Here is a 14,094-nt window from a genome sequence, read left to right on the forward strand (position 1 = left end):
CTCGGTCCTCTCTCCGCCTTGTCGTCGGGCGCCGCAACGACGCCCGCCGCGGCCGCCGGTCCCGCCGGCGGCGTGCCGCGCCCTACCAGCGCTTGGTCTTCAGATTGTGCACGTGGACGTGCTCGCCGGCCGCCACGTCGGCCACGAAGCGGCCGATGTCCTCGCCGTACTTGACCGCGGTGTCGCCGCTCTTGATGTCCTTGAGCGCCACCTTGTGGCCGATCGGCACGTCGGCCCTGGCCTCGAGCTCGAAGCTCGAATTGTCGGCCGTCACCACGCCGAGCATGCGGGTGCCGGCGGTCAGCCCCTCGACGACAACCACCCCAACATTGTCGGCATGCTCGTGGGCGAGAAGATGCGGAGCGGGCATTGCGGTCCCCCTGGTCGTGGCGCTCCGGCCGCACGAACGGGGCCGGCAAGTCTTGTATAAGACATAAGATATAGCTTCTGGCAAAGTCAACCGTTCCGGACTACAAACGGGGACCGCAACGCTGAGGAGGGCCGCAGGCATGGCCGAGGCCGGCGACGCCGCCACTTTCGCCTACAGACCGCTCTATCTGCAGGTTAAGGAGAGCCTGATCCGCCGGCTGATCGACGGCCAGTGGCAGCCCGGCCAGCTCATCCCATCCGAGATGGAGCTCGCCCGCGAGATCGGCGTCAGCCAGGGCACCATCCGCAAGGCGCTCGACGCCATGGCCGGCGAGAACCTGCTGATTCGCCGCCAGGGCCGCGGCACCTATGTCGCCGAGCCCGAGGAAAGCCGCATCCTGTTCCAGTTCTTCCGCCTGATGCCCGACAGCGGCGAGCCGACGTTTCCCACCTCGCAGGTGCTGCGCCGCACGCGCGGGGCGGCCGACCGCGAGGAGCGCGCCGCGCTGGCGCTGGGCACGGGCGCCGCGGTGTGGCGCATCGAGCGCGTGCGCGAGCTCGGCGGCGCGCCGCTGATGGCCGAGACGATCGTCCTGCCGGCGGCGCGCTTTCCCGGCTTCGACGCGCTCGGCGAGATCCCCAACAACGTCTACCGGCTCTATTCCGAGCGCTGGCGCATCACCGTGGCGCGCGCCTCCGAGCGGCTCAAGGCGGTGGCGGCCACCCCGGACGACGCCAAGGCGCTCGGCTGCCCGCGCGCCACGCCGCTCCTGCGCATCGCGCGCGTCGCCTTCGACCTGGAGAACAACCCCGTCGAGCTGCGCCTCTCGCGCTGCCTGACGCGCGACGCGCACTACTCGTCGGAGCTGCGCTAGAGCCGCCCTGCGTTTCACGCAATCGCAGATCGGCTCCAACGCATTGTTTTCACGCGTTTGCGAACGGCGAACCGGTTTTCACTTCGCCTCGAAACGCTACAGCCTGCCAGGGCCGCGGCGACCGGTTCGCCGCGTGGCAACGTCCGCAGACGAGGCGCCGGCGCGCCCGGCGCGAGGCGTTCGGAGAATCCGGGACATGCGGTGACGCGGCGCGGCGCGCCGCCGGCCGCCTCAGGCGAGCGTCACCGGCTGTCCGGTGCGCGCCGATTCCTCCGCCGCCGCGCCGATCAGCACCGCCTTCAGCCCGTCCTCGAGCGTCACCTCCGGCCGGCCGCCCTGGCGCACCAGCGCGTTGAACTTGACGTGCTGGAAGTAGGTCGAGCCGTGGTGGTCGCCCGCCTGCAGGATGCTCTGGTCGGTGTGCAGCTCCTCGCGCACCGGCCGCTTGGTGGTGCGCGGCGAGACGACGATCTCCGAGGGCCGCTCGCGGCCGTCGGCGGCAAAGCGCGCCGGGCCGGGGATGAAGGCCTCGACGCGCGCCGCGTCGCCGGTCACCGACACCGTCTCCTGCCAGTGCGCGCCCTCGGCGAACATGCACAGGTCGAGCATGGCGCGCACGCCGTTGGCGAAGTCGACGACGACGAAGGCGTTGTCGAGCATGTCCGGCGTGCCGTCGGGATAGCGCTCGTCGAGGAAGTTGACGTCGCGCCCGCCTGAGGCGTAGACGCGCACCGCCTCCGCGCCGACCAGGAGCCGCATCAGGTCGAAGAAGTGGCAGCACTTCTCGACCAGCGTGCCGCCGGTGTTGCGCGTGAAGCGGTTCCAGTCGCCGACCTTCTTGAGGAACGGGAAGCGGTGCTCGCGGATGGCGATCATGCGCGGCCGGCCGGCCGTGCCGGCGCCGATCTCGTCGATCAGGCGCTGCAGCGGCAGCATGTAGCGGTATTCCATCGCCACCCAGACCGGCGCGCGCCGTCCCTCGGCCAGCCGCAGCACGCGCCGGCAGTCGGCGACGGTGGCGCACAGCGGCTTTTCCACCAGCACCGGCAGGTCGCCGGCGAGCAGCTCGGCCAGGATCGGCGCGTGCGTGTGGTTGGGGCTGGCCACCACCAGCGCGTCGCAGCCGCCCGCGGCGAGCAGCGCCCGGTGGTCGGCGAAGGCGGCGCAACCGGGGCCGGCCAGCGCCGCGGCCATGGCGCGCATGCCGGCGTCCGGATCGGCCACCGCGGCGACCGAGGCGCCGGGCAGGAGCTGGATGTTGCGGATGTGCTCCTGGCCCATCATGCCCGAGCCGACGATGCCGTAGCGCACCGGCACGGCGTCGCCCTCACAGCTCGAGGACGGGAAGGTCGAGGCTCGCGGCTGCGGCTCTGAGAGCATCGCGGTGATCTCCGTAGACGAGGGCGACATGGTGTTCCAGCGCGGCGCCCATCACGCGGTCGAGCACGGCGCCGGCCGGCCGGTCGAAGCGGATGACGCCGGCCGTGCCGGTGAAGGCGAGCGGCCGGTCGAGCATGCTGCCGCCGCCGATCACGGCCATCGGCCGGCCGCGCGCCTGGCTCAGCCGGAACAGCGTCACGCGGCCGGGCTTCAGCGGAAACTCGAACAGCAGCGGCATCTTGCGGTTGCTGTGGATCGTCGCGCGCGGCCGCAAGCCCGGCGCGGCCATCGAGACCGGCGCCTGGCCGCAGTGCCACACCACGCCGCTGTCGTCGGCCGCGTCGAGGTCGACGAGGTCGGCCAGGAAGGCCGGCGCCTCGGCCGCCGCCTGCAGCATCAAGACCGTCAGCGCGCCGTAGACGTCGGCCTCGCAGGCGCACGGCACGCGCGCCTCGCCCATCATCGAGACCGGCCCGCACACCGCCCCGCCGTAGTCGGTGAAGGTCTCCGGCCAGCAGCGGATGGCGAAGGCGTCGTAGCCGCCCTCCCCGCGCAGGCCCTCGAGCGCGGCCTTGAGGCGCAGCGAGCGGTCGAGCTCGGCCTGGTCGACCGCGTCGAGCCCGACGAGCACGCCTTCGGCCTCCCGGCGCAGCGCCGCCGCCCGGCCCGCCTCGACGGCGCGCGCGCGCGCGAAAAGCCCGTCGAGCGCGATCGGCTCGACCGTCACGTCGGCGAGCGCCTTGAGCCGGGCGGCGTCGTAGCGGCAGGTGTCGAAGCCGTCCGGGTGGCGGCCGATGCGGCCGATGCGCGCACCGCGCAGCGCCGCCACCGCGCGCGCGGCGGCCGGATCGTCGGCCGCCCCGGCCGCCGCCGGCTGCGGCCGTTCCGGCTCGGCCCGGCGGTGGCCGGCCAGCAGCGCGCCGAGCGCGTCGGCGATGCCGGGCGCCTCGGGCGCGGCATAGAGATAGGAGAAGGCGCGGCCGGCCAGCCCCAGCGCGTGCGCCGCCAGGTTGAGGCCGCAGAAGGCGTTGAGCCGCAGCCGGCCGCCGCAGCGCGGCTCGGGCGGCGCCCACAGCGCCAGCGGCCCGCCATAGGCGTTGGCCGCCGCCGCCGTCATCGCCGCGTCGGTGAAGGTGACCTGCAGGATGAGCAGGCGGTCCGGCTCGGCGGCGGCCAGCTCCGCGATCGCCGCCTCGGTCGCCGCGCCGTCGAGCAGCAGGTGCCGCGGCCCGGCGATCGTCTGGCCCGTCGCTTCCAGCGCGCCGATCATCCGCGCCAGCGTCGCCTCGGCGAACGGCACGTCGAAGGTCGGCCGGCCGAGCGGGAGAATGCCCAGGGTGGGCTTGTCTTTCATCTGCCTTTCCCTTCCCTATACGGGCGCCAACGGAAAGAAGGATGCTTCATGCTGCGCCTGTGCCTCGTCACGCTTGCCCTCCTGACGCCGCTGCCGGCGATGGCGACGGAGGCCGGCTGGGCGCTGCTGCGCGCCGGCGGCCAGGTGGTGCTGATGCGCCATGCCAAGACGTTCGGCGGCGGCGACCCGGCGACCGTCGACGTCGAGGACTGCCGCACCCAGTCGAACCTGTCGGAGCGCGGCCGGCTGCAGGCGCGCCGCATGGGCGCGCTGATCGCCGCGCGCGCCGCGCCCACCGAGCGGGCGCTGGCCAGCCGGTACTGCCGCACGCTGGAGACGGCCGAGCTGGTGTTCGGCGAAAGCCGCGTCGAGCCGTTCGCGCCGCTCGACCCGCTGCCCGACGACGCGGCCGCGCGCAGCGCGGCGCTGGCCGAGATCCGCGGCGTGGTCGACGCGTATTCGGGCCGCGGCAACCTGTTCCTCGTCACCCATCTGTCGACCATCGAGGCGCTCGTCGGCGCGCCGGCGCGCGAGGGCGAGGCGGTGATCGTGCGTCCGGCGGCGGACGGTCTCGGCGTGATGGCGCGCATCGTCTTCAACTGAGCCGTCAGCCGAAGCCGCCATAGGCGTGGCGGAAGCCGGCGTCGGCCGGCCGCAACGCCGCGCCGCCGTCGCCGAAGCCGGGATGCGCGTGCCACGGCCGCGCCTCGGCATCGGTCAGCGCGTTGAGCGTGCGCATGTAGTCGACCGCCTCGCCGTCCAGCGCCGCGCGCATCGCCGGCCAGTCGGGAAACCGGCCGAAGGCGTCGAGCCAGATGGCGCGGCCGGCGAGATAGCCCGACGCGCCGGCCCGGTAGGCGTGGCTCAGGATGTTGCGGAAGGCGGCCTTGCCGGCGCCCGCCGACAGCATCACCCAGGGCCGGCCGGCGAGCCGCCCCATCTCGTCGAAGGCCGCCTGCACCGCCTCCCAGCCGGGATTGCCGACGCCCGGCACCGCATCGGCGGCGACCGGGCTTTCCAGCTTGAAGACGTCGACGCCGAACTCCGGCGCGGCGAAGGTCTCGACCGAGGCGAGCACGTCGTCGGTCTTCTTGCCGCGCATCTCGACATAGTCCGCCGTGTGGTGCCGGTCGCCGGCCAGCGGATAGACCAGGAGCTCGAACAGGAACGGGATGTCGTAGCGCCGGCAGGCCTCGCCGACGCGCCGCACGAAGTCCTTCTGGTGCTCGTTGACGCGGGCCCCGGCGTCCGGCCGGTACCAGGCCAGCACCTTGACCGCATCGCCGCCGAGCCGCTTGATCTTCTCCACCGACCAGCCGTCGATCGGGCCCGACAGGCGGCCTTCGGCGGTCTCCTCGAACAGCGAATCCTCGAGCGTGACGATCAGCCCCTTGTGCGGCGACATCAGCGGCAGGCCGCGCGGGATGGCGAAATGCGGGTCGAGCAGCATGGCCGAGGATTCGCCCTGCAGCGTCTCGATCAGCAGCGCCTTGAAGCCGGCGACGTCGTCGTACGGCGCCTCCTCGGTGCCGTAGTGCCTGGCGATCGGCCCCTTGATCGGCGGGCGCTGGTCGACGGCGGTCATCTTGAAGCGGCCGCCGGCGTCGGCCATGCGGCGCAGGCCCCACCACTTGCCGGGCGTCGGGCTGGTCATGCTCTTTCCCCCATGAAGCTGTCGACCTCCGCACGCGTCGGCGTGCCGCGGCCGCCGCCGAAGCGGGTGCATTTGATCGCCGCCACCGCGCCGGCGAAGCGCAGCGCCTGCGCGACGTCGCGCCCCTCGCCGAGCGCCAGCGCGAAGCCGCCGTGCCACACATCGCCGGCGCCCAGCGTGTCGACCGCCTCGACCGGGTAGGCCGGCAGCCGGCGCACCGTGTCGCCGTCGAGCCAGGCGACGCCGTTGCCGCCGTCGGTGACGCAGACCCAGGCGCCGCAGGCGCGCGCCGCCGCGCGCAGGCCCGCCTCGAGCCCGTCGACGCCGGCATAGTCGGCCAGCCCCTGGGCGGAGAAGGCGACGTGCGAGGCGAGCGCGATGGCCTCGCCCGCCTCGGCCACCGGCGGCTCGGCGTCGATGATGCCCGGCCGCGACAGCGCCCGCGCCGCCGCCATCGCCGCGCGCGCCCCCTCCGGCCAGCGGGTGTCGGCCAGCGCCGCGTCGAAGGCGTCGGGCATCGCCGCCTCCAGCCAGTCGGCCGCCGGGCTGATCGACCAGTCGCGATAGCTGACGATCTGGCGCTCGCCGGCCGCGTCGACATAGACCGAGGAGAACGGCGAGCGCGCGCCGGAAAAGCGCCGCGCCAGCGTGCAGTCGACGCCGTCGGCCTCGAGCCCGGCGACGATCATGTCGCCGATCGCGTCGCCGCCGAGCCGGGTCGCCAGGCGCGCCCGGCCGCCGAGCCGGGCGACGGCGACCGCGGCGTTGGCCGCGCAGCCGCCGCCGACCACCGTTGCGTCGCGCGCGCGGTACTTCTCGGCCCGCCGCGGCATCGCGTCGAGCGACATCACGAAATCGATCACGGCGACGCCTGCGATGAGAACGGTCGTCATTGCGCCTTCTTCGCACCGCCGGCGCGGCCGGCGGACCTCCGGACGAAGTCTTATATAAGTTACAAGACTTGTGCAATCGCGCCGCGACCGCCGTGCCGCGCCGGCCGCGCGCGATCCGGGGGCGGGTCGCCCCGCCCCCGGCAGGCATGCGCGGACGCCGCGGCACCCGCGCGCCGGCGGCCTACTGGTTGGCCGCCGCGAACGCGTCCTCGACGTCGCCCTCGCAGGCCTCGACCGCGGCATCGAGCTTGTTCAGCCATTCCTCGCCGAACTTGTCGGTGTACCACTGGCGCATGCCCGAGGAGGCCTCCTGAAAGGCCTTCTTCTCCTCCGGCGTCGGCACGTAGATCTCGCCGCCCTCCGCGCGGAAGGCCTCGTAGGCCTCGATCTGGCGGCGCATCGGGAAGGCGCGCGTCACCGTCTTCAGGTGGTTCATGCCGTCGAAGACGATGCGCCTGAGGTCGTCCGGCAGCGCCTGCCAGGCCGGCTCGGAGTACCACCACAGGGCGCCCATATAGGCGTGGCCGTCGAGCGTCATGTACTTCAGCCCCGCCTCGGGGAACTTCATGTTCATGATGTCGGTGATGCCGTTCTTGGTGCCCTCCACGACGCCGGTGGCGAGCGAGGTGTAGACCTCGGGCCAGGCGATCGGCGTCGGGTTGCCGCCGAGCTGGCGCACCAGCTCCTGCTGGATCTCGGCCGGGATGGTGCGGATCTTCAGCCCGTCGATGTCGTCGGGCGTCTTCACCAGGCCGGTGGTGGTGGCGAAGTTGCGCCAGCCGCCGGTGTTCGACACCACCATCAGGCGCATCGGGATGTCCTCGGCGAGCACGCCCGTGCGCAGCTCGTCGACGAACGCCCCGTCGAACACGCACTCGGCCACCCGGTCGTTGGGGAACATGTAGGGCAGGTCGAGCACCTGGCCGGGGCCGAACACGTTGCCGAAGCCGCCGATCGTGGTGATGTAGACCTCCAGCGTGCCGGCATGGAGGTTTTCCAGGCACTCGCGCTCGTTCGAGCAGAACTGGCCGGAGGGGTAGATCTCGACGGCCGCGCGGCCGTTCGAGCGGCTCTCGACATAGTCCTTGAGGACCATCGAGCCGTCGTAGTCCTCGTCCTCCGGCGAGCCGAGGAAGGCGATCTTGATCGTCACCTCCTGGGCCTGCGCGACGGTGGCCAGCGACAGGCTGGCCGCGGCCGCGAAGGCGAGGCCTCCCGCCGTGGCGAGCAGTTTCTTCATCAGCATGTGTTCTCCTCCTTGGTTTCGCAGTTTCTTATGCGGACCGCCGGGCGCTCTACCCGCCGGCCAGACCCACCACCGCCTCGCACAGCGCGGCGCCCGGCGGGCATTTCGCGAAGCCCGCCAGCGCGGGCAGCGTCATCGACAGGCTCGGGAAGAAGGTGATCAGGAAGATCACCGCCATCTCGACGAGCAGGAACGGCCAGATCGCCTGCACGATGCGCTCGATCTTCTCGCCCGAGACCGACGAGGCGACGAACAGCACCAGCCCCATCGGCGGCGTCGCCAGGCCGACGGTGACGTTGACGCACATGACGATGGCGAAGTGCAGCGGGTCGACGCCGATGCTGGTCATGATCGGCGCCAGCACCGGGCCGATGATGAGGATCGCCGGGCCGGCGTCGAGGAACATGCCGACCACGAACAGCAGGATGTTGACCAGGAACAGGAGCACCAGCGGGTTGTCCGACACCGACTGGATCAGGCTCGCCGCCTCGCGCGCCAGCCCCGACACGGTGACCATCCAGCCGAAGGTGACGGCGGCGCCGACCAGCAGCAGGATGACGCCCGACTGGATCGCCGTGTCGCGCAGCACCGTCGGCAGCCGCGCGGCGGTTGCCCGCACCGCCTCGCCGAGGCTGTCGCCCGGCTCCTCGGCCACGCTCGGCGGCGGCGGTCCGGCCGGCGCTTCGCCGATCGCCGCCGCCGACAGCGCCACCGCCCGGCGCCGCGCGAAGACCAGCCGCCACAGCGTCTCGGCGAAGACGATCCAGCCGACCGACAGCGCGAAGAACAGGTTGAAGCCGAGATAGTCGGTGAAGCCGGCGAAGACGAGCAGCGTCAGCGGCGCGACGTGCAGATAGGCGCGCGGCGGGTCGGCGATGAAGCGCTTCCACAGCGCGAGCCGGATCAGCGCGGCGGCGAACAGCGCGTAGACGGCGGCGACCGCGGCGGCCTCGGTCGGCGTGTAGATGCCCGACAGGATGCCGCCGAGCAGAAGCACCGGCGTCATCAGCGCCGGGAAGGTCTGCAGGAACGACACCGAGCGCTCGCGCCAGGTCGAGCGGCGCGCCGCCACGGGATAGTTGCGCCGGCGCGCCAGCCAGCCGGTCAGCACCATCAGCCCGAGGCCGATCGTCAGGCCGGGCACGAAGCCGGCGAGGAAGAGGCCGGCCACCGACACGTTCATCACGAAGGCGTAGAGCACCATGATGCCGGACGGCGGGATGATCGGCCCGATCACCGACGAGGCGGCGGTGATGGCGGCGGCGAAGCGCCGCGAGTAGCCGTTCTCCTGCATCGCCGGGATCAGCATCTTGCCGAGCGCCGAGGTGTCGGCGACGGCCGAGCCGGACAGCCCGGCGAACAGGATCGACGACAGGATGTTGACCTGCGCCAGGCCGCCGCGCACATGGCCGATCATCGATTCGGAGAAGCGCACGATCGAGCGCGTGATGCCGCCGGAGTTCATCAGCTCGCCGGCCAGGATGAAGAACGGCACCGCCATCAGCGGGAAGGAGTACATCCCGTTGTAGAGCGTCGTCAGCAGCTTGGAGAAGAACACCCCGTCGCGGCCGTCGATGACCAGCGACAGGCCCGGCGCGATCATCAGCGCGAAGACCACCGGCATGCCGATCGCCAACAGCAGGAAGAAGATCCAGAAGTAGGCGAGCGACATGGCGGGGTCCCCTATTCCGGTTCCTGCGGCGCGTGGTGCGGCAGGTCGAGCGCCGGCGAGCGCGCCATCAGCGCCCACAAGTCGCGCAGGATCAGCTCGAAGCCGATCAGCGCCATGCCGACGAAGGCGACCGGCACCACCATGTAGGGCCAGGCCCAGGCGACCGGCACGGTGTTGACGCGGATCGCCCAGCCGCGCTCGACCAGGAGCAGGCTCTCGAAGAAGTGCCGGTAGAGGATCCACAGCACCATCACGTTGATGGCGATGCGCAGCACCCGCAGCGCCAGCTGCGGCAGCTGCGCCGTCAGCATCTCGATCGCCACGTTGGCGCCGGTGCGGTAGGCGAAGGGCGCGACGAGGAAGGCGGTCGACACCATCATGATGAGCGACACGTCCTCGACCCAGGAGATCGAGTTGTTGAGCACGTAGCGAAAGAAGACGCCGACGACGACCACGACGGTCATCAGCGCGATCAGGCCGGCGCCGGCGACCACGCCGACACGCCCGATGATCGCGTTCACCCGGCCGAATCCCTCGATCGCCGCGCGCGTCGCGTCCATGCGCCTGTCTCCTCCCTGACGCGGTCTCCCGGCGCTGGGGACCACGACGCGACGATAACATGTCTTATATCTTTTACAAGACTTGAACGAGCCGCGAACATCGCCCGCCCGCCCGGCCCCGCCGTCGCGTCAGCCGTTGATGATACCGCCATCGACGTTGATCGTCTGCCCCGTGATGTAGGAGGCGGCCGGGCTCATCAGGAAGGCGGCGACCGATGCCACCTCGGCCGCCGCGCCGACCCGCCCGAGCGGGATCTCGGCCGTCACCCGCGCCATGCCGCGCTCGGCGATCAGCCGGGCCGGCATGCCGGTGTCGATGATGCCCGGCGCCAGCGCGTTGACGCGGATGCGCGGCGCCAGCCGGCGCGACAGCGCCCGCGTCATGCCGACCAGCCCGCCCTTGGCCGCGGCGTAGGGCACGTGCTCCCAGGCGCCGCGGCGAAAGGCGAGCGAGGAGGTGAACACCATCGCGCCCGCCGCCTCCGGCGCGATGCGCTCGGCCACCGCGTTGGCCATCATGTAGCCGTTGGTCAGGTTGTGGGCGATGGCGCGCTCGTAGACGCCCATGTCGTCGATCGACCGCGGATCGGCCTCGAACACGCCGGCCAGATGGACCAGGCCGACCAGATCCGCGCCGGCTGCCGCGACGGCCGCGCGGCAGGCGGTGGGATCGGCCAGCGTCGAGACGTGCCGCACGAGCGCGCCCGGCAGCTGCTCGGCGATGTCGTCGAGCCGCGCCAGCGCCGCCGCGTCCACGTCGACGCAGACGAGCCGCCGCTCCGCCGCCGCCAGCGCCTTCACCGTCTCGCGGCCGATGCCGCCGCCCGCTCCCGTCACGATGATCGTCTGCACGGACTGGCCCTCCCCCTCAGGTCATGTATCTTATATAAGATACCATCCGCCCGCCGCCCGCAAACGCCGGACCCGCCGATGACCTCCCTTTCGCCGACCGTGGCCGGTCACCTGGCACAGTTGCTGTCGATCACCGTGTGGACGAGCGGCCTGATCGTGCAGAAGACGCTGACGCCGGCGGCGAGCGTCGGCAGCATCCTGCTCGTCCAGCTCGCCGGCGCGGCGGCCGTGCTGTGGCTCGCCCTGGCGCTCGCCGGCCGCCTGCCGGCGCTCACCCGGCGCAACCTCGTCAACGTCGCCTGGGGGCTGCTCGCGCCGGGCCTGGTGCTGATCTTCGGCCTGGCCGGCGCCGCGCGCACCGACGGCGTCAGCGTGTCGATGATCTGGGGCCTGGTGCCGCTGGTCGGCCCGGTGCTGGCGCGCCTCATCCTGCGCGAGCCGCTGCACTGGAGCTTTCCCGTCGGCGGGCTGGTCGGCCTGCTCGGCCTGATCGTCATCACGCTCGACCGCCAGCGCCTCGGCGCCAGCGACATGGCCGGCAACCTGCTCGTCTTCGCCGGCGTGCTGTGCGCCTCGATCAGCCACGTGATCGGCCGCTTCCTCAACACCGGCACGGTGCCGTGGTACCAGACCGCCACGCTGCAGGTGACCGGCGCCGCGCTCGCCGCCGGCGTCCTGGCCGCGCTCACCGGCTGGCGGCTGCCGGCGAGCGCCGACCCGGCCACGCTCGCCGGCTTCCTCTATGTCGTGTTCGTCATGACGGTGGTGAACTTCCTCGCCTTCAACTTCGCGCTCGGCCGCATCCAGGCCGCCTGGGTGTCGCTCTACGTCTCGCTCGCCCCGGCCATCGGCACGCTGGCCGCCGTCGTCCTGCTCGGCTCGGTGGTGCGGCCGGCCGACGCGCTCGGCATCGCCATCATCGTCGCCGGCATCGCCTTCCCCCATCTCATGCGGCTGACGCCGGGCGGCCGCGCGCACGCCGCCGCCGCGAGCGCCGCCGCGCCGCAGCACCGCCGCCCGCCGCGCCGCTGACGGCGGTGCTTGACCTGCGTCAAACGCGGCACCCGCCGGCCGTGCCAGTGTCGCGGGGCGCAGCGCATGCGGCAGCGCGGCCGCCGGACGGAAGGAACGCATCCATGAGCAACGACAGGATCAAGGTCGAGCAGCACGGCGGCCTCGGGCTGCTGTGGATCGCCGGCTGGCTGTTCACCATCGGCTTCAGCGGCCTCGGCTTCTGGTGGGGCGTGCTGGCGATCGTGCTGTGGCCCTACGTGCTGGGCGCCGATCTCGCCGGCCTCGCCACGCTGCCCGCCGCGCAATAGGCCGCGCCGCTGCCGGCTCCCGCCGGCAAGGCGCGCAAGGCGGTGCGCCGCGGCTCCCATGCCACGCTGCGCCTGAGCTATGCGGCGGTGGAGCGCCACGTCGCCGAGCGCGGCCTGAAGACCGGCCCGCCCGCCTGCGAGGTCTATGTCGGCGCCCCCGGCACGACGGCCGACGACGACCTGGCGACCGGAATCCACATGCCGCTCGCCTGAGGGCGGCACGCGCCCGCACGACACGGCCGGCCGCCGGCGAGCGCCGCCGGCGATGCGACGGCACGCCCCCGGGCGCGCCCGGCGATTGGCACTTTTCCTGCCGGCCAAAACCCTTTAGACAGCCGCCAGTTCCGCCTTTCCCAAGCGCATTCCGAGGCACGCTCCCGTGACAACGACATTCGACAAGGTTGCCGACATCATCGCCGAGACCAGCGAGATCGACCGCGACCAGATCACGCCCGAAAGCCACACCATCGACGATCTGGGCATCGACAGCCTCGATTTCCTCGACATCGTCTTCGCCATCGACAAGGAGTTCGGCATCAAGGTGCCGCTCGAGAAGTGGACGCAGGAGGTCAACGACGGCAAGGTCTCGACGGAGGAGTACTTCGTCATGAAGAACCTGTGCGCCAAGATCGACGGCCTGGTCGCCGCCAAGGCCGCCTGAGGCAGGCGCGCCGGCGCCCCGGCCGCCCCTTCGCCCGCTCCCGACCCCGCGCGAGGACTTCTGCCCCATGACGGCCCGCGACGTCCTGATCACCGGCATCGGCCTGGTCTCCTCGCTCGGCGAGGGCGCGGACGCGCACTGGCGGGTCCTGTCGGCGCCGGGTGCCGCACCGGTCCTCGACGCGGAGGGCTACGCCCCCTACACCGTCCACCCGCTGCCCGAGATCGACTGGACGGCGCAGATCCCGCGCCGCGGCGACCAGCGCCAGATGGGCACCTGGCAACGGCTCGGCACCTATGCCGCCGGGCTCGCCCTCGACGACGCCGGCGCCAGGGGCGACGAGGCGCTGTGCGGCGCCATGGACATGGTGGTGGCGGCCGGCGGCGGCGAGCGCGACGTGGCGGTCGACGAGGCGATCCTCGCCGAATCGCTCGCCCGCCAGGACCACGGCGTGCTGCTCAACGACAAGCTGACCACCGAGCTGCGCCCCACCCTGTTCCTCGCCCAGCTCTCCAACCTGCTGGCCGGCAACATCTCGATCGTGCACAAGGTCACCGGCTCCTCGCGCACCTTCATGGGCGAGGAAGGCGCCGGCGTGTCGGCCGTCGAGACGGCGGCCGCGCGCATCCGCACCCGGCAGGCCGACCGCGCGCTCGTCGGCGCCGCCTTCCAGACCGAGCATCCCGACATGCTGCTCGGCTACGAGCTCGGCGGCTACCTGCACCGCGAGGCGTGGCGGCCGGTCTGGCAGCGCGCCGGGCGCGCCGGCGGCGGCGTGGTCACCGGCTCGGGCGCCGCCTTCCTGGTGCTCGAGGCGCGCGAGGAGGCCGAGCGCCGCGGCCGCACCGCCTATGCCGCCATGGGCCCGGTCCTGTCCGGCCGGGCGCGGCGCGACGAGGGCTCCTTCCCCGACGCCGTCAGCGGCATGCTGCGCTCGCTGGCGCTGCCGGCGGCGCCGACGATGGCGCTGTCGGGCGCGTCGGGCGCCCATGCGGCGACCGCGGTCGAGCGCGACGCGCTACGCGGCGCCGACCGGCTCGCCATCCGCGGCTTCGCGACGCTGACCGGCCACCTCAAGGAAGCGCAGTTTCCCTTCGCCGTGGCGCTCGCCGCGCTGGCGATCCGCCACGGCGCCGCCTATCCGCCCTTCGATGCCGGGTTCGAGGCGCCGCTCGACGGCGCGCCGCAGTGCGCGCTGGTCACCGCGATCGGCTACCACCGCTTCGAGGGCATCGGCCTGGTGACGAGGGCCTGAG

General features: G+C 72.5%; 16 protein-coding genes. 7 read left to right on the forward strand and 9 right to left on the reverse strand.

The window, feature by feature from the left end:
- Nucleotides 1-82: 82 nt before the first annotated feature.
- Nucleotides 83-370, reverse strand: coding sequence for a UxaA family hydrolase (locus tag N1F89_RS11135; RefSeq protein ID WP_290084108.1), 288 nt, complete (start codon nt 368-370; stop codon nt 83-85).
- Between the two features lie 139 nt (nt 371-509).
- Between N1F89_RS11135 and N1F89_RS11140 the strand changes: the two genes are divergently transcribed.
- A complete protein-coding gene (locus N1F89_RS11140; protein ID WP_290084110.1) occupies nt 510-1,244 on the forward strand; it encodes a GntR family transcriptional regulator in 735 nt (244 codons plus the stop codon).
- A 231-nt stretch (nt 1,245-1,475) separates the two neighbouring features.
- On the opposite strand, the gene N1F89_RS11145 is transcribed toward N1F89_RS11140, so the two are convergent.
- Nucleotides 1,476-2,624, reverse strand: coding sequence for a Gfo/Idh/MocA family oxidoreductase (locus N1F89_RS11145; protein WP_290084112.1), 1,149 nt, complete (start codon nt 2,622-2,624; stop codon nt 1,476-1,478).
- The gene (locus N1F89_RS11150) at nt 2,572-3,978 is read right to left on the reverse strand and encodes a hypothetical protein (RefSeq protein ID WP_290084114.1); all 1,407 of its coding nucleotides are present in this window, start codon (nt 3,976-3,978) and stop codon (nt 2,572-2,574) included. The genes N1F89_RS11145 and N1F89_RS11150 overlap by 53 nt, the downstream gene beginning before the upstream one ends.
- Before the next feature lie 48 nt (nt 3,979-4,026).
- Between N1F89_RS11150 and N1F89_RS11155 the strand changes: the two genes are divergently transcribed.
- A complete protein-coding gene (locus N1F89_RS11155) occupies nt 4,027-4,581 on the forward strand; it encodes a histidine phosphatase family protein (RefSeq protein ID WP_290084115.1) in 555 nt (184 codons plus the stop codon).
- Nucleotides 4,582-4,585: 4 nt separating this feature from the next.
- Here the strand turns inward: N1F89_RS11155 and N1F89_RS11160 are convergent, their stop codons facing one another.
- The 6 genes from N1F89_RS11160 to N1F89_RS11185 all read right to left on the reverse strand — a co-directional run bounded on the left by N1F89_RS11160 (nt 4,586) and on the right by N1F89_RS11185 (nt 10,855).
- Complete coding sequence (locus N1F89_RS11160; RefSeq protein ID WP_290084116.1) at nt 4,586-5,632, reverse strand: tagatose 1,6-diphosphate aldolase; 1,047 nt, start codon at nt 5,630-5,632, stop codon at nt 4,586-4,588.
- Entirely contained in the window at nt 5,629-6,525 is an 897-nt protein-coding gene (locus N1F89_RS11165) for a PfkB family carbohydrate kinase (protein ID WP_290084117.1), read from the reverse strand. Before N1F89_RS11165 ends, N1F89_RS11160 begins: the two co-directional genes overlap by 4 nt.
- 181 nt (nt 6,526-6,706) lie before the next feature.
- Nucleotides 6,707-7,771, reverse strand: a complete 1,065-nt coding sequence (dctP, locus tag N1F89_RS11170) for a TRAP transporter substrate-binding protein DctP (RefSeq protein WP_290084118.1) — start codon at nt 7,769-7,771, stop codon at nt 6,707-6,709.
- 49 nt (nt 7,772-7,820) lie between these two features.
- On the reverse strand, nt 7,821-9,443 hold the full coding sequence (locus N1F89_RS11175; protein WP_290084120.1) for a TRAP transporter large permease: 1,623 nt from the start codon (nt 9,441-9,443) through the stop codon (nt 7,821-7,823).
- Between the two features lie 11 nt (nt 9,444-9,454).
- Nucleotides 9,455-10,003 carry a TRAP transporter small permease subunit gene (locus N1F89_RS11180; RefSeq protein ID WP_290084122.1) on the reverse strand — a complete coding sequence of 183 codons (549 nt, stop codon included), beginning with the start codon at nt 10,001-10,003 and terminating at the stop codon, nt 9,455-9,457.
- 129 nt (nt 10,004-10,132) lie between these two features.
- Nucleotides 10,133-10,855 (reverse strand): SDR family oxidoreductase, encoded by a 723-nt coding sequence (locus tag N1F89_RS11185; protein WP_290084124.1) that lies wholly within the window; start codon nt 10,853-10,855, stop codon nt 10,133-10,135.
- A 78-nt stretch (nt 10,856-10,933) separates the two neighbouring features.
- Here N1F89_RS11185 and N1F89_RS11190 point away from each other — a divergent pair, with 78 nt between their 5' ends.
- The 5 genes from N1F89_RS11190 to N1F89_RS11210 all read left to right on the forward strand — a co-directional run bounded on the left by N1F89_RS11190 (nt 10,934) and on the right by N1F89_RS11210 (nt 14,093).
- The gene (locus N1F89_RS11190) at nt 10,934-11,887 is read left to right on the forward strand and encodes a DMT family transporter (RefSeq protein ID WP_290084126.1); all 954 of its coding nucleotides are present in this window, start codon (nt 10,934-10,936) and stop codon (nt 11,885-11,887) included.
- A gap of 104 nt (nt 11,888-11,991) precedes the next feature.
- On the forward strand, nt 11,992-12,177 hold the full coding sequence (locus tag N1F89_RS11195; RefSeq protein ID WP_290084127.1) for a hypothetical protein: 186 nt from the start codon (nt 11,992-11,994) through the stop codon (nt 12,175-12,177).
- Nucleotides 12,178-12,219: 42 nt separating this feature from the next.
- The gene (locus N1F89_RS11200; protein ID WP_290084129.1) at nt 12,220-12,390 is read left to right on the forward strand and encodes a hypothetical protein; all 171 of its coding nucleotides are present in this window, start codon (nt 12,220-12,222) and stop codon (nt 12,388-12,390) included.
- A gap of 166 nt (nt 12,391-12,556) precedes the next feature.
- Nucleotides 12,557-12,838 carry an acyl carrier protein gene (locus N1F89_RS11205; RefSeq protein ID WP_290084131.1) on the forward strand — a complete coding sequence of 94 codons (282 nt, stop codon included), beginning with the start codon at nt 12,557-12,559 and terminating at the stop codon, nt 12,836-12,838.
- 67 nt (nt 12,839-12,905) lie between these two features.
- Nucleotides 12,906-14,093: a beta-ketoacyl-ACP synthase gene (locus tag N1F89_RS11210; RefSeq protein WP_290084132.1), complete on the forward strand. Its 1,188-nt coding sequence runs from the start codon at nt 12,906-12,908 to the stop codon at nt 14,091-14,093.
- Nucleotide 14,094: the final 1 nt, after the last annotated feature.

Source organism: Aquibium sp. A9E412 (assembly GCF_030398335.1).
In the GTDB taxonomy this organism is placed as follows: domain Bacteria; phylum Pseudomonadota; class Alphaproteobacteria; order Rhizobiales; family Rhizobiaceae; genus A9E412.